The sequence below is a fragment of the Microbulbifer aggregans genome (genome assembly GCF_020524005.1).
In the GTDB taxonomy this organism is placed as follows: domain Bacteria; phylum Pseudomonadota; class Gammaproteobacteria; order Pseudomonadales; family Cellvibrionaceae; genus Microbulbifer; species Microbulbifer aggregans_A.
This window is the reverse complement of sequence record NZ_JAIVKK010000001.1, coordinates 452,771-475,764: the sequence shown is the minus strand read 5'-3', so window position 1 is coordinate 475,764 and position 22,994 is coordinate 452,771. Positions and strand designations below refer to the sequence as shown.

Genomic DNA, 22,994 nt, shown 5'->3' with positions numbered 1-22,994 from the left:
CGTGCAACTCCTTTAGCTTTGAAAAATGCATCTGGATTACGCAACAGGTAACCCTTTCAAAATCTAGCAGAGTTCTATTTTTGTCCAGGACTGAAAAGCACCATATTCGCGTCTAATTTTTTTCGACTCAAAGCAGGAGGGGGTTTCGAAAAATGGACTAAGTGTTTCTTTGTTGATCAGTTTGTCCGGAGGGTGGGTCCTGGGTGGAAAGGTTGGATGGTCTTAGGCGATTTTAAATAAATTAGCAATTAGGCATGGTTCTTTATCTGCTTTTTTTCTTGTTATCTCTGAGTACGGAGGTTCCGCAGTTTCAGGTTTAATTTGTTGCCTTTCTCGGTGTCAGCACCAAAATGTTCTTCGTTGCTGCTATCGTATTTTCGACATCTAGCGGTACAGGAATTCTGGTAATGCACACATTGGAGCTACGACAAAACAGCATACCGCTTCGCGGAAAGACAGCACTTCAATTTCGGGGTGGCTGGCAAATGCAAGCCGGGATGAGCCTTTGGAGTGGATAAATCGTGTTCAGGATTTTGCAAGTTCTGCCATTTTCTCCATCAGCGATACGGTAGCGTTATCAGTGAGTCGCTTTCCTTCGTCAATATATTCCCAAACGGTGGCGTCACTCTTCCAGCCCCCCTGTTTTTTGATCAATTCGAAGTCTACATTCTCACGTGCAGCAGAGGTTGAAAGCCCCCGGCGGAAGCTATGGCTGCTTAGCGTGTCGACAAAATCGAAGTTGCACTCGGTGCCCAGCTTCTTGAGCAGGTCATTGATCGAAGCAGGGTTCAGTGGGCGCTGCTGTATCTGGTCCCAGCGATTGACGGCGAGGAATACCGGACCATTTGTTATTCCTGTGTGGGTCAACCAGGTTTTCAATGCGCTAGCCGGGCATACGGAAGGATTCCCGAAGGGAAGGGCGCGAACCAGGCCCTCTCCACTCTGATCGGTTTTTGAGCGTGGAATTCGGATGACAAGCCCTTCTTCTTCCCAGACCAGATCTTCCACCTGTATCGCTACCAGCTCGCTGCGCCGGAAAGCGCCAAAGAATCCGACCAGCACGAGAGCAAGGTCTCGCAGCTTTTTTAGGCTGTCTGGCCGGGTACGCAGCGTGTTCGTCATGGTGGCGATATGTTCGAGGCGCAACGCTTTGGCTTTCTGCTTTGGTTTTGCGTGTACCCGGCGAATGCCCTGCATGGTTTTATGTATCAGGGGATCAAGTACCGGGTTAGCGATGCCCTGATAGTTGTGCCATTGCCCAATGGCAGTCAGGTGCAGTTCCAGTGTGCGAGGGTTTACGGCTTCTGCACGCCCCAGCAGATAGTGCATCAGCGTCTGGCTATCTGTGGGCAGGCGTCCTCCCCATTTTTCGAACTGCCGGATTGCAGAGCGGTATGCCTTGCGGGTGCTTTCCGACGTTGCGGCATTCAGGTATTCCTGAACCTTTTCGCGAGGTTGCAGTTCCCCGCTGCCATAAGAGGTTGGTGTCGAGGCGGTAGTGGGTGCGGGATGGTAGGGCTTTGTTTTCATTATTAGCGTGTCTTCGGGACTGGGGTGCGAACTGTACTGTGAAACCCAGAAGGTATTTTTGTGAAAATCTAACCTGCGATAAGTTTGATTATCGTAGGTTACAGCTCTGAGCTCAATAAGTGATTTATTGATCAAATATTATGTTATATAACGTAACACGTATTATGGTATGAAATCGTTGCGAGACCAATAAGTTCAAGGAGCCAAAATGGCACGCTCAGGAGTTGGATATTTCGATATTGCCCAGGCAGCAACAACCATTAAGGAGCGCGGGGAAGAACCCACGGTTGACCGGGTAAGGGCTGAGTTAGGTACCGGGAGTAAAAGTACGATTGCGCCCTTGCTGAAACGGTGGCGCACCGAAGCCGGTGACGTACAAACGGATACGCATGGATTGCCAAAAGACTTGTTGGATGCTCTGAAGGCACTGCACGACCGTGTGCAGGAGGATGCAGAGCGTAAGGTGACGCAAGCGCAAAGTGAGGCAGCTGCGGCTGTAGATGTTTTGCGAGAAGAGCAAGCTCAGTTGCGCGCGGTACTGGCCGAGCGCAATGCAAATCTGGACGATTTGGAGCAAAAGTTGCAGGTTTCCAGGAGCGAGACGGTGGCGCTTGAGAAGAACTTCGCCGATTCAGTGGCACATCTTGCAAAGTGTGAGTTTCAGCGCGATGAGGCGGCGAACCGAATCATTGAGCTCAAGTCGGCACTGGAAGAATTGAAGCAGGAAAACCGGGATGTCCGTGAGCATTTCGAATTTTTCCAGCAGCGCACCGCAGATGACCGTCAGCAGGAGCGCGACCAGTTCCGACAGGCCAATATGCAGCTGGCGGCCCAGGTTTCCAGTCAGACGGAACAGAATAGGGTACTCAATCAGCGTCTTGCAGAGCGCGAGAAGTTAATTGAAGAATTACAGGCCCGGAACGCAGGGCTTGAGTCGGCCCGCCAGCAGGCGGAGTATTCGATTTCGCACAAAGAGGCTGAAATACAATCCCTGAGCCAAAAAGTCGCAATACAGCAAGAGCAGTTAACTGATAAGGACACCGCTATCAGCGGGATGCAGGAGCGGCTTGCGAGCCTTGCGAGCGACAATGCTGCCCGGCAGAGAGAGGTTGAATTGCAGCGAGCTGCCTATGTGAGGCTAGAGAATGAACAGAATGCTCTTGCGGCCAGGTTTTCGACGGCGAATGAAGAAAACCGACAAATACTGCAAGACAGGGCCCAGCTTCAGGGGCGCCTCAATCAGCTCGAACGGTCGCTGGCCCGTACAGAAATTGCATAGCCTTACGTACTGGTCAAAAGAATTTTCGTCACACCCACAATAATAAGGACCACATTATGGATGACTATCGCGATCACCAACTCAGTATGAGCGTGTTGATGACCCCGGATATGGCTAACTTCACCGGGAAGGTCCATGGTGGCGAACTCTTATCCTATCTGGATAAAGTTGCCTACGCCTGTGCGAGCCGATATGCGGGGTGTTATGTGGTAACGCTATCGGTAGACCGCGTGATATTTCGGCAATCCATAAATGTGGGCGAGCTAGTCACGTTTCTGGCTTCGGTGAACTACACCGGTAATACCTCCCTTGAGGTGGGTATCAAGGTTGTCACGGAAGACATACATACTCGCATTGCCCGGCACACCAACAGTTGTTACTTCACTATGGTAGCCCTGGATGATCAGGGGAAGCCGACAAAGGTGCGCCCACTGGAACCCCTGACAGTGATCGAAAAGCAGCGTTTCGAAGCCGCGGCTCTTCGCAGAAAGCTGCTGCATGAGCAGGAAGCGGCACATAACGCGATTAAGGAGAAAGTGCGCAGCGCCATGTTTGAGGTGACTGAACAATGATCAGGGGGTATTTACATAGCGCCGCAACAGGTGCGATGCGAGTACGGTTGTGTGCCGGTCCGCAGTTGGCGAATAGGCGGGTGTGGCATTTAAAGGTGAATACTCCCTGAGAAAAGACCTGTCTAACCTGAATTAGTGCTCGTCAGCTCTTTTTATTTGTACGAAAAATATCCTTGCTGGCGGGCTTTCACGTGATTTGTATCACATTACGACAATGTTCGTGTATAAAGTGGCGGTTCGTCCTTCTTATTAGTAATTAACGAGAATTAGCACCGGCCGTTGACCGGGCAGAATACGAGACGCCGCCATGTCCCGCACCCCTCAGATAGAGAGCCACTTTCGTCGAACCGTTGCTGATGCCCGTAATCTTGCGGCCTCACTGGAACAGGGGCAGGCGCAGATGCCGCTCTCCGATCATTTTGGCCACCTGATTCACACCCTGGAGCGAAAGCCATTCTCAGTAACCTTACTGTGTCTTGATAAGGCCAGCCGCGAGACTGTGTTGAAATGGCTTTATGGGCATCAGTTTGCCGTTTTTTCATTGCAGCTCTCGGGCCAGATCGGCTTGCTGGAAATCCAGTTAAAAGATAAGGGCTACGCGTTTGAAAACAGCAGTGGGCTGCGGAGGGAGTTTGAATCCTGGGAAGATCTGGTGCAGGAAGTCAGTGGCAATACGGCGTTACAGCTGCAGACATCCCAAGGCCTCAAGTTGACCACTGAGCGGGTCAATGCAGTCAAGAATCTCAACTTACTGCTGCCCGACAGTATAAATTTTATTGAGGAATCCCCTGCGTTGCTGACGCGCATTCTGCGGGAGACCAATGTCCTGATGGTTGCCGGACACCCGCATTACGCACTTTCTGAGCAGGAAAGAACGACCATCAATGACCTGATGATGGAAATGGAAGGGTTCTGGCCACTATTGCCGATCGACGAACTGGCAGAGGAGGTCAGCATCCCGGAGAACGGCTGGTGGCAGCAGGTAAAACACCCGCAGATCAATCTTCCACCGAAACTGATTACTACCCATGTGGAAGCGGCGCTGCCGGAATTCCTGACGAGCCCGGAAAATACACTTCGCCAGGCATTGCAGCTCCTTTTACTCAGTCGAAAGGCGGAAACTGCGGTAGAAGCGGTCAATGAGCGCCTCACTCAGGAAATCCGCCAGCTTGAGAACCGAAAAAAGCGGGAAGCCAGAAAGAGTCAGTCGAGTACCGCAAGCGGCCCTGACATGGGGTTCGGTAGCCAGTTGCGGAGCCATCTTGGCGATGGGATCGCCGACATCAACAAAAAGCTTCAAGAAAAGGCCCGCCGTAGTGATACCGGCACCGGTAACAGCGGGCAGCAACTAAAGCAATTTGTAGACTCCCTGAAAATCGACGATCTGGCCATGGAAAATGGCTACAAATCCATCAAATTGTCCCTCAGTCATCGCTACCAGCAAGAACTTACCCGTTTTCTCCGCGATGCACTGAAATCCGGTGTGAAGCACGATGCAGAGACGTTAGATAATTCCCTCGACACTCTCCATCGTTCATTGACCAACGAATTCAAAAGTCAGACTGGCGTTGAACCATCGCTGAGCATGGAACAGCTGGACAAGAGCCGCTTGATTGATGACCTCACCAGAGCGGTCAATCTGGAAATGCGTTACCAGGGCGAGATGCCCAAACGGGGCTTTTTTCAGCGACTCAGCGAAGCGCGTCGTGCGGCTTTCGTGATTGTAATGGGGGTATCACTTTTATCAATGATGGGGCTGGGAAATCTGCGCGAGGCGCCACTACTCGGTATCGTGGTGTTCATGGTGTTTATCGGTGCGTTTATCTTCAGCTACTACGGTTGGAAACGTGAAGATCAGGAACGCCTCGAAAAAGAGGTTACACGAGTACGGGAAGAAGTCCTGAGCAACAGCCGTCGTATCCTCGCAGAGTTGGTCAGGGAGAAGCAGTCTCATATCGCTGATTTTTTGGATCGCACTAAAAAGCAATGGCAATCGGTGCTGGATAAAACCCTGGCAGATTGGCAGCAACGTGATCGCCAGAGCAGTGAAAAGCAGTCCCAGCAGGCCCGCCAACGTATGGCTAGCATTGACGCCCAAATCAGCCAGTGGCAGCGCCAGCAAATGCCTGTTCAGAAGCTCCAAAGCAGTGTCAGCGGTATCGTTGCGGATTGTCGTGCCGAACTCGAAACGCTCGCAGAAAGTTGATGTTTCACACCCCGATTCCAAGTGGCGCAGCGCGCCTAAAAATCTCATTACCCTGATATCGAATTCTGTAGAGGGAATTCAATCCATGACTCAAGACCGTGACTTTGGATTTTTAGGCTTGGCTGAAAGCGCCAGCCCGAGGCAGGTTCAAGAAGCAGCTGCCCGGAAACAGGCGCAACTCCAACAGGCTTTGGCCAAGGCGCCCACGGATGCCCTGAAACAAAAGTATCAGCAACAGTTGGATAAACTCGCCCAACTGGCAACAACACTCCAGTCCGAAGCAACCGCGGATGCGAGTCGAAATCCTTCGCTGTCCCACACGAAACTCGCCGACCTGCCGCAATCCGCCACCCAGTTTGACGGCGGCGAGGGACCGCAGGTCACTCTGGAACCGGGTACTGTGCTGGCCGGCCGTTTCACCATTGAAGAGCGCATTGGTGCGGGTGGTATGGGTGCCGTGTTCCGCGCCCATGACAAGAACCGCGGGGAAGATATCGCCCTCAAGGTACTGCTGCCGCAACTAACGAAAAATCCCCGCGCGCGGGAGCGTTTCCTGGATGAGGCGCGCCTGGCCAGCCAGCTGAGCCATCCCAATATCGTCAATGTGTTCGACGTGCAGCAGGATGGCGAGCTGTTCTTTATTACTATGGAGCTGCTTGAGGGCCAGGACCTGCGCAGCTATCTGGACAATCTCAAGCTCGGCCGCCAGCAAATTCCCGTCAGTGAGGCAATGCGTATCGCGAGCGCCGTCTGTGACGGTCTGGCGCACGCCCACGAGCGCACCGTGCACCGTGATATCAAGCCGGAAAACATCTGGCTGACCGAAGATGGCAAGGTCAAGGTCATGGATTTCGGCATTGCCCGCGTCCAGTCCACCAGCCAGCGCACCCAGACCGGTGCCGCCATGGGCACCGCCTATTACATGGCACCGGAGCAGCTGCAGGGTCGAAGCGACATCGACGGCCGCGCGGACCAGTATGCCCTCGGCGTGCTGCTCTACGAGATGCTTACGGAGAAGATCCCCGCCGGGCGCATTGATCCCGCGTACAAAGTGCGCAGCGAGATCGGCAAGAAGCTCTCCGCCACCATTGACCGTCTGCTGTCCAATGATCCCAATGCGCGATTTGCCGATATGGAGCAGGTTAAGCTGGCGCTTGCCGGTAAAGGCAAGGGCGGAGGGTTTGCTCTTCCAGATTGGCCGTGGAAACAGGTAGGCATCTCTGCCGGGGTATTGGTGGCGCTCCTTAGCGTCGGCGGCCTTGTGGCCAGTGGCAGTATCGACCTGGGCAGCCTGAAGAAACTGTTGCCCATGAGCCAGGAAGAAATTGCCGCGCGAAAGGCCGAATTGGCCAAAATCGAAGGTGAGATCGGTGTACTGCATCGACGGCTGGAAAGTGGGCGTCGGGAACTTGAAAACACACTGCGGACTGCAGAGCGGGAAGACGACAAAAATCTGCCGATTCTTCGCGTGTGGAAGCGGGCCGTTGACAGCGAAATTTTTTCCGGCTCCGCAATGGGAGAGCTGGAAGGAAACCTGAAAATGGCGCAAACCCTGCTGCGGGAAAACGCCTTTGACCAGGCAAGACCGGTATTTGAGCAGGTTAGGGCAGGCTATAACGGATTGGTGGATGCACTCGATGCCCGTGGCAAACATTACCGGGACGCACAAGCCTTCGATTCCCCTCAGCGCACCTATGAACAGGCACTGTTATATCTCCGGTATCATTTTACGGCTCGCGGATATCAGCGTGATTTAAATGTGCGATTTGAAGCGAATTTTGCTGCCGCCGGGATAAAGGGTGTGAATGGAAATCGCGATTCTGCCCTGCCACCGGAGGTGGTCGAGCAAATCAAGGCATATCACGCAAATGGCCCTGACAGGCCGAAGGCCATTGAGCGTGTCGAGCAGCTTCTGGGCGTTGATGGAATTTCGGCCGGTGATGGGCGATCAGTCATGAGGTCATTTTCGCAGGTGCTGTCTTATTCTGATGGGCGTGATTCTGCGAATTGGATGATTGAAAATGGCTATTCCGCGGAACCTGATTCGGCTGAACTTGCGATTAATGATGTAAATCTCGGCATTGAATCCCGACTTTCTGACAGTGAAAGGGATGCCGTAGAGAAAAGATTCAAGGCCGAATCGAAAGTGCGGTCCGAAGAGCGCGAAAAACTGGCAGGCATAAAAAATCTGGCCGAGGGACAGGCGTTTCTTGCGGAAAATGCCGGGAAGCCGGGCGTGGTGACCACAAAAAGCGGCCTGCAGTATCTGGTCTTGCGCGAGGGCACAGGGAAATCTCCAAAGTCGAAGAGTGTTGTGAAGGTTGACTATCGCGGGACCTTTCTGGACGGGCAGGAATTTGACAGTTCCTATAAACGCGGTGAGAGCACCGAGTTTTCTGTCAATACTGTGATTTCAGGATGGACAGAGGCACTGCAGTTAATGAAAGAGGGGGCCAAGTGGAAGATATTTGTGCCTTCAAATTTGGCTTATGGCGACCGTAGCGTAGGAAAAATTGGTCCAAATTCCACACTCATATTTGAGGTGGAGTTGCAGCGGATCGTCGCGAATTAGCGAACGGCAAAAACAATAAATTCGCCGTTCGTTCGGCCAATTTCACCGGCCACTATATAGTGGCCTCCCGGGGGTGTGACGCCAGTTGTCAGTGGGCTGATTCGTAAAGGCTGTCGGGTTTGGGAATGACGGTGGTGCGGATCAGTTGCCCCTGCTGGAAATGGAGCTGCAGGTACCCCCGCTCATGGGTGTCTGTTGAATGGCTCAGGGTCAGCCTGCCGGTATAGTCGAGTGCAAGGTTGATATCGGTATATTCCCAGTAGCTGGATCCCGCATTTTTGGCCGCCACGCCATTTAGCAACGGCAGTGGCGGTGAGCCGGCACACAGAAAGGACAGGGGATCATCTGGATCCTGAAGTCGTGGCGGGCCGCGCCTGGGTGTGTGCCCCACCGAAAGGTTGTCCAGATACAGTCGTTGGTTGCGAATATCAAAAATGGCAACATAACCTGCCCAATTGCTGGTACAGACCACCTCTGGCTCAATATCGTGCTCCCAGGGTGAGAAAAGACCGGGCTCAGCGGCCAGTAAATCGTAGCCCTCGCCATTGTAGCGTAGGCCATTATTCAACTGATCTGTCATCTGTGCGGTACCTATTCAGGAGCGACGGCGAGATTGACCACGCCTACCGCCCCATGCAAGTTTTCTAATGTGAGGAAAAAACGATTCAGGCTGCCATTTGCTCCCAGGCGACCGCGTTCCAGAAGAGAACCGAGGGGAGTTTCTGATAGTGGTTGGTCGGTAACCAGCGCAATGTAGGAATCTGTCGTGAGGGTATCGGGTGCAATCAATCCTGCTTCCAGTACACCGCCTTGTTCTGGAATGATCAAGGGAGTTGCGCGGCGGATACTGAGATCTTGCCGCAGGATATCCAGCTGTCCGTCCTGATAGAAGCCGATCAGGTGCAAATAGCCTGTGTTGTTCGCTGTAACTTCCCAGCGATACTCAGTAGCTGGGGGTATTTGTAATGGCAGTCGTTTTCCGCTGATAAGCTGCGGGATAAGACTCAATTTATGGCGGTTCAGTGTTTGCCAGTTGATGGCATAGGGCAGTTGCTCATCTTTCAGTGGAATGACCTGTTCGGCTACGTAGAGGTTCCAGCCGTTGGCGGTGTGCTCCAGGATGATGTCGCTCGAAAATTCCTCCTTACCCAGAGGATTTTCTACAACCTTTCGCAAATCCTCGGCGAAGGGGCTGGATGTCAGGGCGACAGCACCCACCAGATTCAATGTGTGTGGTTGGTAGCCAAGCAATTCAACAATGCGCTCCCCATACCGTACATGCAGCGGTCGGGCGTCATAGAGTAGGGCGAGATGGACTCGTCCCGAAGGGTCACTTTTGTCGAGGCAATCCAGCTGTAAGTCGTCAAGGGTGGCGGTAGCAAGGGAATGTATACGTTCGTTCCAGTCAGTGGATACAGTCCTATTCTGCTTGAGGGTTTGTATTTCACTATCGCTATGGACAAGGACGGAGAGTTGTTCTGCGATATCTGCATAAGCGCGGCGGCGGGCTTCAGGCAAATCTTTTCCACTGCCAATTCCCCGATATATTCCACTTGTACTTCCAGTCGTTACTGTGAGGCAGTGAGAACTCAGTGTCCGGGGGAGTTGTTGAGGCCCGTCTGTGTCGGGCGCCCCAGCACAGCCTAACGTAATGAGGCAGGCCACAATGACACTATGTAGGGCGGGCTTCACGATGCGTATTCCTTTTACTGATTGGCGAAAATTTATCGCCATTACCTATGGGCGGGCCCAGCCGTTAGGGGTACTGTTCATACGGTCAAGCCTGTCGCGTTTGCGTTGTTCAGCTACGCGTGCCCAGTCTTCGGCCTCGAGTCTGCTGGAATCGGCAGAGCCCATCTCGCCTTTACAGCTGGCCGCCATACTATGGCACTGGCCCAGTCCATTGTTTGCATCACCGCAATGTTGCTGCGCCCCCTGGGCGGCTTGGCCGGCCTGCTGGGAATACTGGTTCGCCTGATCACGATTACCTTCTGCCGTATATTGGGCATTGCTCGCATCGAGCCTGCCATCTTCAGCCCGAGTTTTGGCACTTTCGGCTTCCTTTACCAGCTGGTTGAAGTGGGCACGGCTGGTTTGCGCTGCATCCTCGGCGTACGCGAGTAACTGTTCGATTTCAGATTTCAGCGCTGCAGTGTCGTCGCGTGTCTGCTGCGCATCCTGTGCAACCTGTTTGATCTGGTCGAGTAAATCGTCAACTTCATCAGTGTTTTTCTCCGCGTCCGTCTTGGCTTGCGTTGCCATATTTTCAAAACGCGTGGCAACTTGGGATGCTGTCTGCGCGGTAGAGGCGGCGGTTTGTGCTACCGATACTTCACTCTGTGCACGGCTCACAGCGGCAGTCGCCTGAGCGTCTGCCGCAGAAGCTTCGCTCGCGGAGGCCGAAGCGCCAGTGGCCGCAGATTTCGCCTGCGCTAGTACGCTTTCTGCCTGTTGCCCGCTGCTCTGGGCATTGCTCGTATGTTCGTCCGCCTGTTGTCTTGCCTGCTGCGCCTCTACTTTGCGTTCCTGAGTTTCTGCACTTTGCAGGGCAGCGTCCTTTGCGTATTCCTCAGCCAGTTTCTGTTGCTCTGCGGCTGCCTCTGCAGCGCGTTGCGCGGCATTCTTATGTTCCTCAGCTTCTCCGGCCGCGCTGTTGGCTGCTTGCTCGCCCTCCCGGGAGGTTGCAGCAGCAGAGCGCGCGCTATCCGCATGCTGTTGAGATTGGCCGGCGGAATCGGCTGCGGTACCGGCTGTCGATTGTGCATCGCGGGCAGCAGCGCCTGCCTGCTGCGATTGTGTCGATGCTGTATCGGCTTGACTGGTAGCTTCGGTCGCCTGTGTGCGGGACTGGTCAGCAGCTTGCGTTGTTGCCCCTTGTTGATCCCGGGACATTTGGGCGGAGCTGGACGCGGATGCAGACTGTGATTGTGCTTCCTGGGCTGCTGAGGTGGCACTGGCGCTTTGATTGGTCGCTTCAGTGGCGGCGCTTCCGGATACTTGTGCGCTGCTGGAGGCATTGGAGGCCGCGGCACTTGAAACCGTGGTTTGGGTCTGAGCCTCAGACGCTGCAGAGTGGGCATTGGCGCTGGCCTGGTGCGCAGTACCGGCTACGACGCCCGCGCCAATGGCTGCCCGGTTTGCGTCATCTGCACCGTCTTGTGCCTGTGAAGATGCACGCTTAGCCGTCAGCATTTCCTGTTCCGCAACGTCAGCAGACCGACCTGCTTGTGCAGCCTGCCGCTGAGCTTCACCAGTAGCCTGCTGGGTTTGCTGAAATTGCTGTTGAGCGGCGGAAGCACTGGTCTGGGACTGCTGCGCAGTTTGCGCCGACTGAGCAGAAGTATGGGTGGCTGCCTGTGCTTGCTGCTGGGCGTTCTGCATGGCGTCGCGGCTGGCCGCGGTCTGTTCTTGCGCGATTCCGGCTTCAATTTCCGCTGCCTGTTTTTCCGTTTGGGCTTGCTGCGCAGCCTGGCGCGCCTGCTCGGCTTCAGCGCGTGCGCGTGCCAGCGCGGCTTCGAGTTCGCTGCGGCTTTTATTGTTTGTGGTGTCCATGCAAGTTGCTCTCTTTCAAAACCGCATTAAATGGAGTTGGCTGCTGAGCGCGCGTCAGAGGCTGCACTACGTGCGTCACTTGCCGCGTCGCTGGCAGTGGTAAGAGCACTTTGGGCATCGCCAACAAAGGCCACGACCTGACGAGCCCCATTCTCGGCATCGCCCATATGGCGCTCCGCGTCATCCATATATTTCTGTGCTTCGATCATGGCATCCATCGCTTGCGCGTTGTGCTGCCATGCCTCAACCGCCGCAAACTTTGCGTCCTGCGCTTCATCTTCAGCCTGCTGGACTGCTGCAGCCGCTTCCTGCTCCATTTGCGATAACAGCTGTGCCAGCCGCTCTGAAGTTTGTCGGGCTTCCTGGCGCAGGGATTCCGCCTCTTGCCGGGCAGCTTCTGCCTGTTGCAGCTGCTGTTCTGCTTGCGCGAGATAATCTTCCGCACGGCGCAAGGCGTCTTCCGTTTGCTCCGCTGTATCCTGAGCCCGATACGCAGAACTGGCGGCAGCATTGGTGGCCGACTCGGCCTGGCTGGCTTCCGTTTGTGCCTGAGAGGCCGCCGCTGCGGCGTGGGAGGATTCAGCCTGGGCTTGGGAGGCCGCGGACTGTGCCTGACTGGCGGCGCTGGCAGCCTGGTTTGCCTCTCCGTCCGCCTGTTGCGCTGCAGACTCTGCGTGCTGCGCGGCGGATTGCGCGGCCTGCTGAGCCTGGTCCGCTTCTTCCGCTTCGCGGCCGGCAGTTTCGCTGGCTTGTTTGGCTATCTCCGCTTCTTTTGCGATTTCGCTCGCTTGTTCCGCGGTCCGTTCTGCAGCCTCCTGTGCCGACTGTTGTTGTTGCGCGCTGACATTTGCTGCGTCGGCCGCTTGCGTTTGACTGTCTTTGGCGCTGTCGGCAGAGGCCTGAGACTGATCCCGCATTTGGTCAGCGGTATCCGACGCGGTTTGTGCACGCTCAGCTTCTTGCGTGGAGCGCTGCGCGGCATCGCTCGCGGTGCCGGCTTGCGCTTGCGCATCGTCAGCAGAGGCAGAGGCTTGCTCTGACTGTGTTCTCGCCGTGTGCGCGGATCCGGCCGCGTCCGAAGCCTGGGCTTTTGCATCACTGGCAGATGCACTGGCATCGCTCGCCTGACTTTGAGCTTCGTTCGCTGCACTGCCTGCGGTATTGGCTTGGGATTGGGCTTCGCCGGCAGACTGTCCGGCCTGAGCAGCTTGCGACTGGGCTTCACTGGCGGAAGCGCCAGCGTGGGAGGCCTGGGCCTGCGATTCGCTCGCCGATTGGCTTGCAGCGCTTGCTTGTTGCTCGGCGAGGTTGGCGGCGTTGCCCGCCGCACTGGCCATTTGCTGCGCTTCTCCGCGCGCTGCCTCGGCTTCATTGCTGGCAGTGCGCGCAGACTGGGCTTCGCTGTCAGCGGAATCGGAGGCCTGGCGGGCGTCCGACGCTTCCCGCTGTGCTTCTGCGGCAGCTTGCGCGGCCTGGCTCGCCTGTTGTTGCGCATCACCGGCGGCACCGCTCGCCTGTTGTGCACCGGTGGCCGCCTGAGCCATAGAATCGGTTGCAGCTTGAGCTTGCTGCTGGGCCACATTCAGCGCCTCTTGGCTCTGTACCGCCTGATCTTTGGCCAGGGAGGCTTCTCCCTCCGCCCGCTGTTTGTCCAACTCAGCGTCTTGGGCCGCCTGGCGAGCACGTTCTGCCTCAGCGCGCGCCTGTGCCAGTTGTTGTTCTAATTCATTGCGGGAAGAACTGAATTCCTTACTGGGCATGGCTATTAGTTCCTGTGGAGGTGACCGGATTTTTAGGTTTATGTGGTGCGGTTCTCAGTTTAAGGGCGTTTCTTTCCTCAAACCAGCCTGCGAACCGCGCAATTCCTGTAGATGGACAGAAAAAAACAGTGAACAAGAGTTTGTCGAACTCAATAAGATGTACCGGGCAGAGAATTACCGCCTCGGTTGTTCAACATCGAGATTTGTCCATCCATGAACAGTGAAACCAGCCAATCTTTGGGAGTTCACTGTGAAACGACATGTTCTGGGCGCTTATATACTGTCACTGGTAGTCTTGGTAATCGGAAGCCATTACCTTTTCATGGCCACGGTCGAGCAGGAAACCGGGGCTTCACGAGCAATTGAGGTTCAGGAAAAAAAGGCGCTGATAGATGCCCGAAGGGCGAGGGAGGCGGGGCGTCAGGCGAAGATGGTCGCTCCGGCGATGGAAGCGCGGCCGATTATCAGTCCGCCCCGAATTGAGAGATTCAGCGAAAACACAATAAAGCGGGTTTCCAAGGCTCCAGTCTCTACCTTCTCCGCGGATGTAGACACGGCCTCCTACAGTTTCGCCCGGCGCATGCTGCTTGAGGGTCACCCTATGTGGACCACGGGTATACGTCTCGAAGAATGGTTAAATTACTTTGACTATGATTACCCTGTGCCCAGTGATCCCGCGCGACCGTTTACCACGCATGTAACGGTTACTGACTCCCCCTGGAAGTCCGGCAACAAAGTGTTGCATATCGGCATTCAGGGCTACAAACCTGAGATCACGTCACGCCCCAGATCCAATCTGGTATTCCTGCTGGATATTTCCGGCAGCATGAAATCCCAGGACAGGCTGCCCCTGATCAAGCGCGCTCTGCGCATGATGCTGGATGAAATGCATCCCCAGGATTCAGTGGCCATCGTCACCTACGCCGGTGCATCCGGCATTGCCTTGCCGCCTACCAATGTTGCAAAAAAGTCTGAAATTCTGCGGGCTCTGGACAATTTGGAAGCTGCGGGCAGCACCGCCGGCAGCGAGGGTATTCAGCTGGCCTACCAGTTGGCGGAAGAGCATTTCGATAACGAAGCTGTAAATCGCGTACTTTTGGCGAGTGACGGAGACTTTAATATAGGGGTGACGGACCGCGGTGGGCTGGAAGCGCTGATATCCCGCAAACGGGAAAAGGGCATCTATCTGTCGGTATTGGGTGTTGGGCTAGGCAACTACGATGATCAATTGATGCAGACGCTCGCGCAAAAGGGCAATGGCGTCGCTGCGTACATCGGCGATATTGACGAGGCCAGGAAGGTGCTGATGAATGAAGCTTATTCTGCGCTGTTTCCCATCGCGGAAGATGTCAAATTCCAGGTGGAATTCAATCCGGCTACCGTACTCGAATACCGCCTGTTGGGTTATGAAACTCGCGCTCTGGCCCGGGAAGATTTCAATAATGACAAGGTGGATGCCGCCGAAGTCGGCGCGGGCCACAGTGTCACTGCCATTTATGAAATCACCCCGGTCGGTGGGACACCGCTGGTGGAGTCTTCCCGCTATAGCCCCAAGACTAATGCCGATGCTGACTCGCGGGATGAATATGCTTTTGTCCGGCTGCGGTACAAGCTGCCGGGTAAAAAGCGCTCTCAACTAGAAGAGGTGCCGGTGCCGGCTCACAACACGGCTCAGGCCGAAGATTGGCAACAACGGGAAGTTGCTTTTGCCACTGCTGTAGCCGGTGCGGCCCAGCTGTTGCGGAAAAGTAAATATACCGGCGACTGGACACTGGACGATGCAATTGCCCTGGCCCAGGCCAATCGTGGCCAAGATCCGTATGGTTATCGGGTCAACTTTGTCGAGTTCTTGCGTCTGGCGAAGTCGGAACTGCATTGATGCCGGGTGATAGGGGAATTTCACATATTGGGGCGCGCGATATGCGCGCCCCAAATGTTTGGGAGGGCGTTTGGGAGGGATTAGCGGGAAAGCTCTTTTTCTAGTTCTTCCTGCGCCTTGTGCGCCCGGAATTCTTCGTACAGCACGGCCTCGTCCTTTGGATCCAACTGGCGGCCACTATCGGCGAGGATATTGTCGAAGATTTCTTTGGTTTTTTCCGGTTCCATGGTCACCATGGAGCAGAGCTGACGCTTGCGATCAATTTCAAATATGTCTGTTTTGGTTGCTCGGGTGCCAGACAGGCTGCGCTCGGTTACCTGCTTGGAGACGGTCTCGAAATTTGCGCCGATATTCAGGCTGCCGGTGGTATCGGTGCGACGGTTGTAGACCTTATCCATGGCTTTGACTTTTACCGCGATTTGCTGGGCAATACCGCTGCGGGCCATAGCGGTGGCCTGCTGCTTGTCGATGGAGATATGGCCAGAGAAGGGTACACAGGCGGTTTCCGCCAGTCCGTTTTCCAATTCTGGCTGCATAACCCAGGCGGGCAGGCCGATATTACCTACCGGGGTGTCCGGGTTGCTGCCACAGCCCGTGAGCATCAGGGTACCGAGCGCCAGTGCTAAAGCGGAGTTGATTGTTCGCATTATTATTTCCTACCGTTTTTAAATGGACAATTAGTTAGAGGGCCAGACAAAAATATTGAACAGGCCTATTTACCGGGGGCTTCGATACCGAATATTTCCTCGCGCAATTCTTCTGCGAGCGCGCAAAGATCCTGCTCCATTCCCATTCTTGCCATGGTCAAAGAAAGCGGGCCCGATGGCCAATTCAGCCCTTCTGCTTGTGTCTGGAGTTCGCTGCGCAGCTGTTTTTCAATTTTTCCATCGCCGGCACAGGCGTTCTGCAGCTGCCCCAGGCTCACACCAAATGCGTAGAAGCCGCTGTTTTGCGCGGTGGTGGAAGCCAGTGATTCGAGCTTTGTGCGGTAGGTTGTTTCTGCGGGTACCAGTGTATCGGCCATGCCCTTTAACGCATCGCGCAAGTCTTGGGACAGGATGACCTGAGTACCTGCGGTTTGCGGCAGCTGCTCAACCTGGGGTTCCTTTACCCGACTTTCTTTTCTCTGGGATTCCCGCGCCTGGCGTTTCTCCAGCTGGGCTTTCTGCTCACGGGCGATATCGTGCTGCACTGAGATTGATGGTGGAGTATCCCGCCACGGCGCGATCACGAGTACCGCGGCCAAACCGGCGAGGGCGCTGGAGGCACCGAACCAGCGCAGCCAGTGGAAGGGGTTTTTTCCATGGTTTTCGGTTGTGCCGCTTTGTGCCTGTCGCTCTGCGTGACTTTCTGCGAGGAGCAGCCACTGGCGGTAAAGCTCGGGGTTAGCGTTCAGGTGGCTGTAGATTTCCTGCTTACGAGAAAATTCCAGGCGGTCGTCCAGTAACTGGGCCAGCTCTTCCTCGCTGGGCTCAGGGCCACGGGGCGGCTGGCCGCGACTGGCGTGGAGGGCAAGCCGGGCAGCGGCGGCTTGTTCCCGGGAGGATTTATTCATGAATGGCTCCTCCTTTATGATCGCGAAACAGGTCTTCGAGGGAAATACCGCAGGCTTCCAGTGCTGTGCCGATACGTTGGTGCAGGCGGTTCAGCAGACGGCCCGGCTGGTAGGCGGGCAGGTTCATAGCCTGGGCCACTACATTGAGCTTGAGCCCATCCTGATAAACCATTTTCAGTAGCAGGCGCTCTTCGTCATTGAGATCCAGGCGTTGTTGTAGCTGCAGTGCCGTATCCGGCTGCATTATGAGGTCACTGTTTTTACTGGATTCGCTCTTCATACCTTGCATAGAGGGATTTTGCGCGGAGAGTAACAGTTGGTGAATGACCAACAGGGCATCTTCCCACTGGGCTTTGTCCAGGCTTTGCTCGGTGGAAAGGTCGACCTGCTCTGGATGTGGTTCATCGCTGTTATCGACAACCAGGCAGGCCGCGGGAATTTCCCGGGCGCTGTCGCCGCACCAGGGCAGGCGCGCCTTGATGACGGTAATAGTGCGCTGAATAAATGAAGGCTCACGCTGTTTATCCGCACACAGGCGATCTATGACCGAGGGCACCAGTTGGCGCTCAAGGCACACCATCTTCCAAAGCCGCACCCAGAGTTCGCCCTCCCGTTGCAGCCAGGTCGGCGGGCGCGGGCGACCGAAACGCTTGCGGGCAAACTCTTCCAGCAGATTTACTGCCAGCACCTGAGCAAACGTTTCGGCGCGGGACTGACCGGAAAAGGTGCGGCAGCGAGCCCAGTTGTCTTCACTGAGGCGATGGATCACATAGGTGCTGGCTTCTTCCGCGAGGCCCTGCTGGCCAAAGCGGGAATGCGCGAGTCGATCCAACTTTGCCATCCAGCCGGTGGAAAGGATCAGCTCCGGCCACGAAATCTCACTGGGCATAATTCTTGGTTATTGTTGTTTCTAAATATTGCTCAAAGTGGCAACCAGATCCGAATGGAACCTTGCTCGTTTGGTACGCGGCAGCTTCTTGAAATCCGAACTGGTTAAAAAACGCGTCAACTGGTTGAGTTTCACTCAATCCTGGCGGGTTTCTCCACGTACACCGTAAATAACAGCAATTTTCACTGGAGAAGTGGTGATCCTCGCACTTTATGCTCTGCAATTCACGTCAAAAGTGCTACTGTTGTCACATTTTTCGGCGCCGCTAACAACAATTTCGGCAGAGGTGTAAGTTTCGCCGATTTGGCCATCTGTAAAAAACAACGACAATAACCACGTACGATCTCATGAGACTGGTCACATTGTGTCTTCTGGCACAGGTCATTTGTGTTTCCGGCAGTTTTGCCCAGGGCGATACCGATTTCGACCGATGGAAACAGCAGCAGCGCGGTGAATTTCAGCAATTCGCCAGTGCCCGCGACCGTGAATTTGCAGAATATTTGCGCACTCACTGGCAGGAGTTTGAGGCGCACAAGGCGTTGGTGCGTGACGATACGCCGAAACCGAAGGAGCAACCCCGGGTGCCGGGGCTAGGTGCTCCGGTGCCGAAGTCAAACCCTGTCTCCCCCCAGCCTGAGCCTCACAAGCCCCAATCGGGCCCGCAATCCAAACCCGTTTCCCCTCAAAAGTCACCGGTACCCCTGCCGGACCCAGTACAAACTGAGCCGGAACTGAATCAATTGCTGAGCGTCGATTTCTACGGTAATGCGCTGCAGTTTCCCCGGCCACAAAACCTGCACAGCATACAGTTGGCGGAGTTGGCTCCGGCGCAGTTTGCCGAAACATGGCTTGCTCTGGCAGGGACAGATTTTCAGGCCTTACTGAAGGCGCTACAGGCGAAGCAGAGTGAATTACAGTTGCCCGACTGGGCACTGTTACAACTGGTACGCAAAGTGATAAAGGCGGAAATCCAGCACTCCGCTACCGCCACCGCGTATAGCTGGTATCTACTCAATCAACTGGGTTTTGACGTTCGCCTGGGTTATAGCAAAACGGATATGGCCCTGCTGATGCCCGCAGACGTGCCGGTTTACGGCAGACCATTTTTTACCATCCATGGCGAGCGCTATTACCGCGTGGATGGTGGCCCAGCCAACAGTTTACGCATTCATACCGCCGGTTTTCCCAGTGGCAATGGCCAGCTTCGCCTCGGCTTTGACAAGCTGATGCATACCCCGGGTGAAAAGAAGTCCCGGCAGCTCCGCTTTATCGATGGGGGGCGAATCGCCAATACGTCGATCAGTTACGACCCGCATTGGGTTGCCTTTCTGCAAGACCACCCGGCAATTGACCTGGAGCACTACTTCCGAGCACTGGTATTCGGTACTACGGCAAAAAGCCTGGATGATTTCTGGCGCTCACGCATTCAGCAGGATACCCCGGAGCTCGCAGTAAACCGCCTGCTGCAGTTCGTGCAAAACGGATTCAAATACCAGACTGACGACGAGCAGTTTGGCCGCGAGCGCTATCTGCTACCTTCGGAATCCTTTCACTACGCCGCCATCGACTGCGAAGACCGATCATTTTTACTGGCATGGTTGATCAAGGATTTACTCAATCTACCGGTAGTGGGCCTGCACTACCCGGGCCATGTGGCACTGGCAGTCGCATTGCCCGGTGAACCGGAAGAGGGCGCTGCAGTAGTGGAGCATGGGGGCAAGATATACACCGTGGCGGATCCCACCTATATAGGGGCGAAAATTGGCCAGGTAATGCCCAAGTTTCAGGGCGTAAAGCCGGAACTGCTTGCTGCACAGTAATTTTTCTCCCGGCCACCGGGATGTGTTTTTAACTTGGAGAATAAAAAATGAAACTTAAATCAAAGCTCGTTTCCATCGTCGCGGTTGCTATTGCGATTTTGAACACCGGCGTGACGGCCTCCGAATCGAACGGCCCCGATACTCGCTCTTTTGACGATTCTTACAAGCCGATTGTCAAGATTGCTCCGCGCTATCCAACGAACGCACTGAAAAGTGGAATAGAAGGTTATGTGGTGCTGGAATTTACCGTCAATGCACAAGGCAGTGTTGAAACCCCAAGAGTAATCGAAGCGGTACCTGCCAATATTTTTGATGAGGCAGCGAAGAAAGCGGTATCCAAATACAAGTACAAGCCGAAGTATGACAAGGATGGCCGGATTGCAGCCGTTGAAGGGGTGCAGGCAAAGATCGAATTTACGATCTCCAAGTGACATTTGTGTGGCAACTCGCACATAGCGGAAAGCTGAGCCGCAGCTGCATGGCGGCGGTGTGAAAATTATACGAAAGAAGCGCTAAGAATTTTGGGAATCCACACAATGAACCAAGGCACGCTCGTTGAATCTCTGGGATTGGATGCCAACGCCACCCCAGCTCAAATCCAGCAAGCAATTACGCAGAAAGTAGCACAGCTGGAGCAGGCCTTGGAAAATGCGCCCACGGACGCGCTGCGACAAAAGTATAAGCAGCAGTTGCAGAGTCTTGAGGAGCTTTCGATGATACTGGTGTCTGAGTCCGGGTCAAACAATGCCCGGCCGTCATCCCTGTCGCAAACCAAGCTCGCAGACCTGCCTCAATCCGCTACTCAGTTCGATGGTGCAAACACTGCGCAAATAACGCTGCAAGCGGGGCAGGTGCTCGCCAACCGCTACGAAATCCGTGAGCAAATCGGTGCGGGTGGTATGGGTGCTGTTTACCATGCCTATGACAGTACCAAACAGGAAGATATTGCCCTTAAGGTACTGCTGCCCTCATTGGTGCAGAACGAGCGCGCCAGGCAGCGATTTCTTGATGAAGCCCGTGTCTCTTCAAAACTGAGTCACCCGAATATCGTCAATGTCTTCGACGTACAGCAGGACGGAGACTTCTTCTTTCTGACCATGGAGCTACTGGAAGGCCAAGACCTGCGGCAGTTGATGGAAGTCCGCAAGCTCACACGCCAACCGTTTGACGAGGGGGAGGCCCGTACTCTCGCCGCGACTCTCGCCAATGCCCTGGCCTATGCCCACCAGCACACCGTACACCGCGATATCAAGCCGGAAAATATCTGGGTCACCGAAGATGGTGATTACAAGATCATGGACTTCGGCATTGCCCGTGTTCAATCCACCAGCCAGCGCACCCAAACCGGTGCTGCCATGGGTACCGCCTATTACATGGCCCCGGAACAGCTCAAGGGTACCAGCAGTATCGACGGCCGCGCCGACCAGTACGCCTTGGGTGTGTTGCTCTATGAACTACTCGCTGGGGAAGTGCCGGCGGGCCGTTTCAGGCCTCTGCGTGAACTGCGCAAGGATTTGGGTAAACGCTTTGCCACAAACGTGGAAAAGGCGCTCGAAACCCGCCCTGAAGACCGTTTTTCAGACATGGCGGCTTTTGCTCAGGCAATGCAAAGTCACAAAGGCGGTGGTATTGACCTGAATTTGCCGCGGAAAGGCATTGGCATCGCTGCCGGGGTGCTGGTGGCCCTGCTCGGTATTGGTGGCCTGGCCGCCAATGGCAATTTGGGGCTCGATAGCCTGAAGAGCTTGCTGCCGATGAGCAAAGAGGAGATCGCAGCCCAAAAAGCCAGCCTGGCGAAGATCCAGGGCGAGATCAAGGTGCTCAAGCAGCGCCTGGAAACTTCTCGCCGCAACCTCGATAACGACGTGCGTGATGCTGAGCGAGCCAACAGTAGCGAGCTTGCATCGCTTCGGTACTGGCAGCGCATCACCGAAAGCGGAATTTTTGCCGGCTCCGGACTCACCGAACTGGAGGGTGATCTGGCCATGGCTGAGGCGCTGATACGGGACAATGTCCTTATCCAGGCTGAGCCGATTCTTGTGCAAGTTCGTGCAGATTATCAAACACTTCGGGAAAACTTTAATGCCGCTGAACAGCTGTTTGTCATAGAAAAGACGGTAAAGCAGTACAAGCAGCGCTGGATTGACCTGGATTTATTGCAAACGGCACCACTGGTTGAGCAGAGTAATTCCAGTGAACAAATGGCTCAGAGTGACCAGGCTGCGGGCAACTTCGCCAATGCGCTCGCTCACTGGGAAGCGGCCAGCGCGGGGTGGCAGAAACTGACGCGTTTGGGCGAGATGTTGATCGCCAGCCGCAAACTAAATAGCGGCAAGAAGCAATCCTGGCTCACGTTAAAACAGCAGTATGACCTGGCTGAATCTGAGTTGACAGGTAGAGCCTCTTCTGAAGAAGAGCGGGCGGAATCGGCTTATCAGGAGGGCAGCTTGCATGAAGCGACCTCCCTCTGGAATGCGGCGGCGGCCCTCTGGGCAGATTCGGTTGTATCGGCACAAGGGGCAGTAAAACGAGTTCAATCCGAGCGTAACGCAGCCAAAAGGCAGGCTGCCGAAGCTGAGGCTCGCAGACGTGAAGAGGCCAAACTGGCAGCAGAGAACGCCGAACGGCAACGCCAGGAAGCGATCAAAAAAGAGATGGAGCGGAAATTGGGCGCCGTACTAGATTTACATATTCAATTTCTCGGAGGAAGAGAGCGTCTGGATGCCGTAAAGCAGCTTATGGTGAAATCCCAAATGGACATTAAGGGCACTGGAAAGATTGACCAGTCCTTAAGCTACGGCGATAACGGTAGATATTTAAAGAATACGGACTTTGGCGAATTCGAATCCTCTCTTTATCGAGAAGGTACGAATTGCTGGGATGAGGAAGAATCAACGATGAAACCTTGCATGGCAGCCTTTTTACGAGCGAGCTGGGAAGTCGAATTGAGTCTTTTGCTTTGGAATATCAGAAATCTGGATGAGGTTGAATATTTAGGAAAAGAGGGCGGATCCGGTGGTGAAAACTTTCATGTTGTTAGTGCAAGCTACGATACAGAATTTCCAGATTACACGATGCGAACCAAGGCAAAGTACTACCTGGACTCGTCAAACGGCCAGCTAAAGAAGCTTGATTTTGAGACCTATAGGGGTGATGTGCTGCTAATGGATATTCAGCAGCAGATTGAAAGTTACCGCGAATACGGCGGATTAATGTTCCCGTATCGTCAAACCAGTCGATCGATATCGGTAGCCACCAATAGCATTACGAATGCGACAATTGTGCTTAAAAAGGTTTCGGTTAACGGGAAAACAGAACTGGATGGCTACTCTCCTGCGGTAAACAACTGACCGATCACAGAGTGCAATAAAATTCGGAGT

The 22,994-nt window shown here is 54.7% G+C and carries 16 protein-coding genes; 8 read left to right on the top strand and 8 right to left on the bottom strand.

The genetic code is table 11. From position 1 onward, the window contains the following. Positions 1–525 precede the first annotated feature (525 nt). A complete protein-coding gene (locus LC093_RS02055) occupies positions 526–1,530 on the bottom strand; it encodes a site-specific integrase (RefSeq protein WP_226661490.1) in 1,005 nt (334 codons plus the stop codon). Between the two features lie 208 nt (positions 1,531–1,738). On the opposite strand from LC093_RS02055, the gene LC093_RS02050 reads away from it, so the two are divergent. The 4 genes from LC093_RS02050 (at position 1,739) to LC093_RS02035 (ending at position 8,159) form a co-directional block, all read left to right on the top strand. Further along, a complete protein-coding gene (locus LC093_RS02050) occupies positions 1,739–2,809 on the top strand; it encodes a DNA-binding protein (RefSeq protein WP_226661488.1) in 1,071 nt (356 codons plus the stop codon). Between the two features lie 56 nt (positions 2,810–2,865). Continuing rightward, on the top strand, positions 2,866–3,381 hold the full coding sequence (locus tag LC093_RS02045) for an acyl-CoA thioesterase (RefSeq protein ID WP_226661487.1): 516 nt from the start codon (positions 2,866–2,868) through the stop codon (positions 3,379–3,381). Between the two features lie 307 nt (positions 3,382–3,688). Beyond that, on the top strand, positions 3,689–5,587 hold the full coding sequence (locus LC093_RS02040) for a hypothetical protein (protein WP_226661485.1): 1,899 nt from the start codon (positions 3,689–3,691) through the stop codon (positions 5,585–5,587). A gap of 85 nt (positions 5,588–5,672) precedes the next feature. Next, complete coding sequence (locus LC093_RS02035) at positions 5,673–8,159, top strand: protein kinase domain-containing protein (protein WP_226661482.1); 2,487 nt, start codon at positions 5,673–5,675, stop codon at positions 8,157–8,159. Positions 8,160–8,247: 88 nt separating this feature from the next. On the opposite strand, the gene LC093_RS02030 is transcribed toward LC093_RS02035, so the two are convergent. From LC093_RS02030 to LC093_RS02015, 4 genes are read right to left on the bottom strand one after another with little or no spacing between them, the layout of a single operon-like run. Continuing rightward, positions 8,248–8,739 carry a hypothetical protein gene (locus LC093_RS02030; protein ID WP_226661474.1) on the bottom strand — a complete coding sequence of 164 codons (492 nt, stop codon included), beginning with the start codon at positions 8,737–8,739 and terminating at the stop codon, positions 8,248–8,250. Positions 8,740–8,750: 11 nt separating this feature from the next. After that, on the bottom strand, positions 8,751–9,893 hold the full coding sequence (locus LC093_RS02025; protein WP_226661471.1) for an LPP20 family lipoprotein: 1,143 nt from the start codon (positions 9,891–9,893) through the stop codon (positions 8,751–8,753). A gap of 3 nt (positions 9,894–9,896) precedes the next feature. Beyond that, positions 9,897–11,711, bottom strand: coding sequence for a hypothetical protein (locus LC093_RS02020; RefSeq protein ID WP_226661470.1), 1,815 nt, complete (start codon positions 11,709–11,711; stop codon positions 9,897–9,899). A 26-nt stretch (positions 11,712–11,737) separates the two neighbouring features. Next, positions 11,738–13,471, bottom strand: coding sequence for a hypothetical protein (locus LC093_RS02015; protein ID WP_226661467.1), 1,734 nt, complete (start codon positions 13,469–13,471; stop codon positions 11,738–11,740). A gap of 250 nt (positions 13,472–13,721) precedes the next feature. Between LC093_RS02015 and LC093_RS02010 the strand changes: the two genes are divergently transcribed. After that, positions 13,722–15,350, top strand: a complete 1,629-nt coding sequence (locus LC093_RS02010; protein ID WP_226661466.1) for a vWA domain-containing protein — start codon at positions 13,722–13,724, stop codon at positions 15,348–15,350. Positions 15,351–15,430: 80 nt separating this feature from the next. On the opposite strand, the gene LC093_RS02005 is transcribed toward LC093_RS02010, so the two are convergent. From LC093_RS02005 to LC093_RS01995, 3 genes are all read right to left on the bottom strand, one after another. Then, positions 15,431–15,997, bottom strand: a complete 567-nt coding sequence (locus LC093_RS02005; protein WP_226661463.1) for a hypothetical protein — start codon at positions 15,995–15,997, stop codon at positions 15,431–15,433. A 65-nt stretch (positions 15,998–16,062) separates the two neighbouring features. Further along, on the bottom strand, positions 16,063–16,905 hold the full coding sequence (locus tag LC093_RS02000) for a hypothetical protein (RefSeq protein ID WP_226661460.1): 843 nt from the start codon (positions 16,903–16,905) through the stop codon (positions 16,063–16,065). Further along, positions 16,898–17,794: a hypothetical protein gene (locus LC093_RS01995; protein ID WP_226661458.1), complete on the bottom strand. Its 897-nt coding sequence runs from the start codon at positions 17,792–17,794 to the stop codon at positions 16,898–16,900. Before LC093_RS01995 ends, LC093_RS02000 begins: the two co-directional genes overlap by 8 nt. Before the next feature lie 347 nt (positions 17,795–18,141). Here LC093_RS01995 and LC093_RS01990 point away from each other — a divergent pair, with 347 nt between their 5' ends. The 3 genes from LC093_RS01990 (at position 18,142) to LC093_RS01980 (ending at position 22,964) form a co-directional block, all read left to right on the top strand. Further along, positions 18,142–19,614, top strand: a complete 1,473-nt coding sequence (locus tag LC093_RS01990) for a hypothetical protein (RefSeq protein ID WP_226661456.1) — start codon at positions 18,142–18,144, stop codon at positions 19,612–19,614. 47 nt (positions 19,615–19,661) lie between these two features. Continuing rightward, positions 19,662–20,045: an energy transducer TonB gene (locus LC093_RS01985; RefSeq protein WP_226661454.1), complete on the top strand. Its 384-nt coding sequence runs from the start codon at positions 19,662–19,664 to the stop codon at positions 20,043–20,045. Between the two features lie 105 nt (positions 20,046–20,150). Continuing rightward, the gene (locus LC093_RS01980; RefSeq protein ID WP_226661453.1) at positions 20,151–22,964 is read left to right on the top strand and encodes a serine/threonine protein kinase; all 2,814 of its coding nucleotides are present in this window, start codon (positions 20,151–20,153) and stop codon (positions 22,962–22,964) included. The last annotated feature ends 30 nt before the right edge of the window (positions 22,965–22,994 follow it).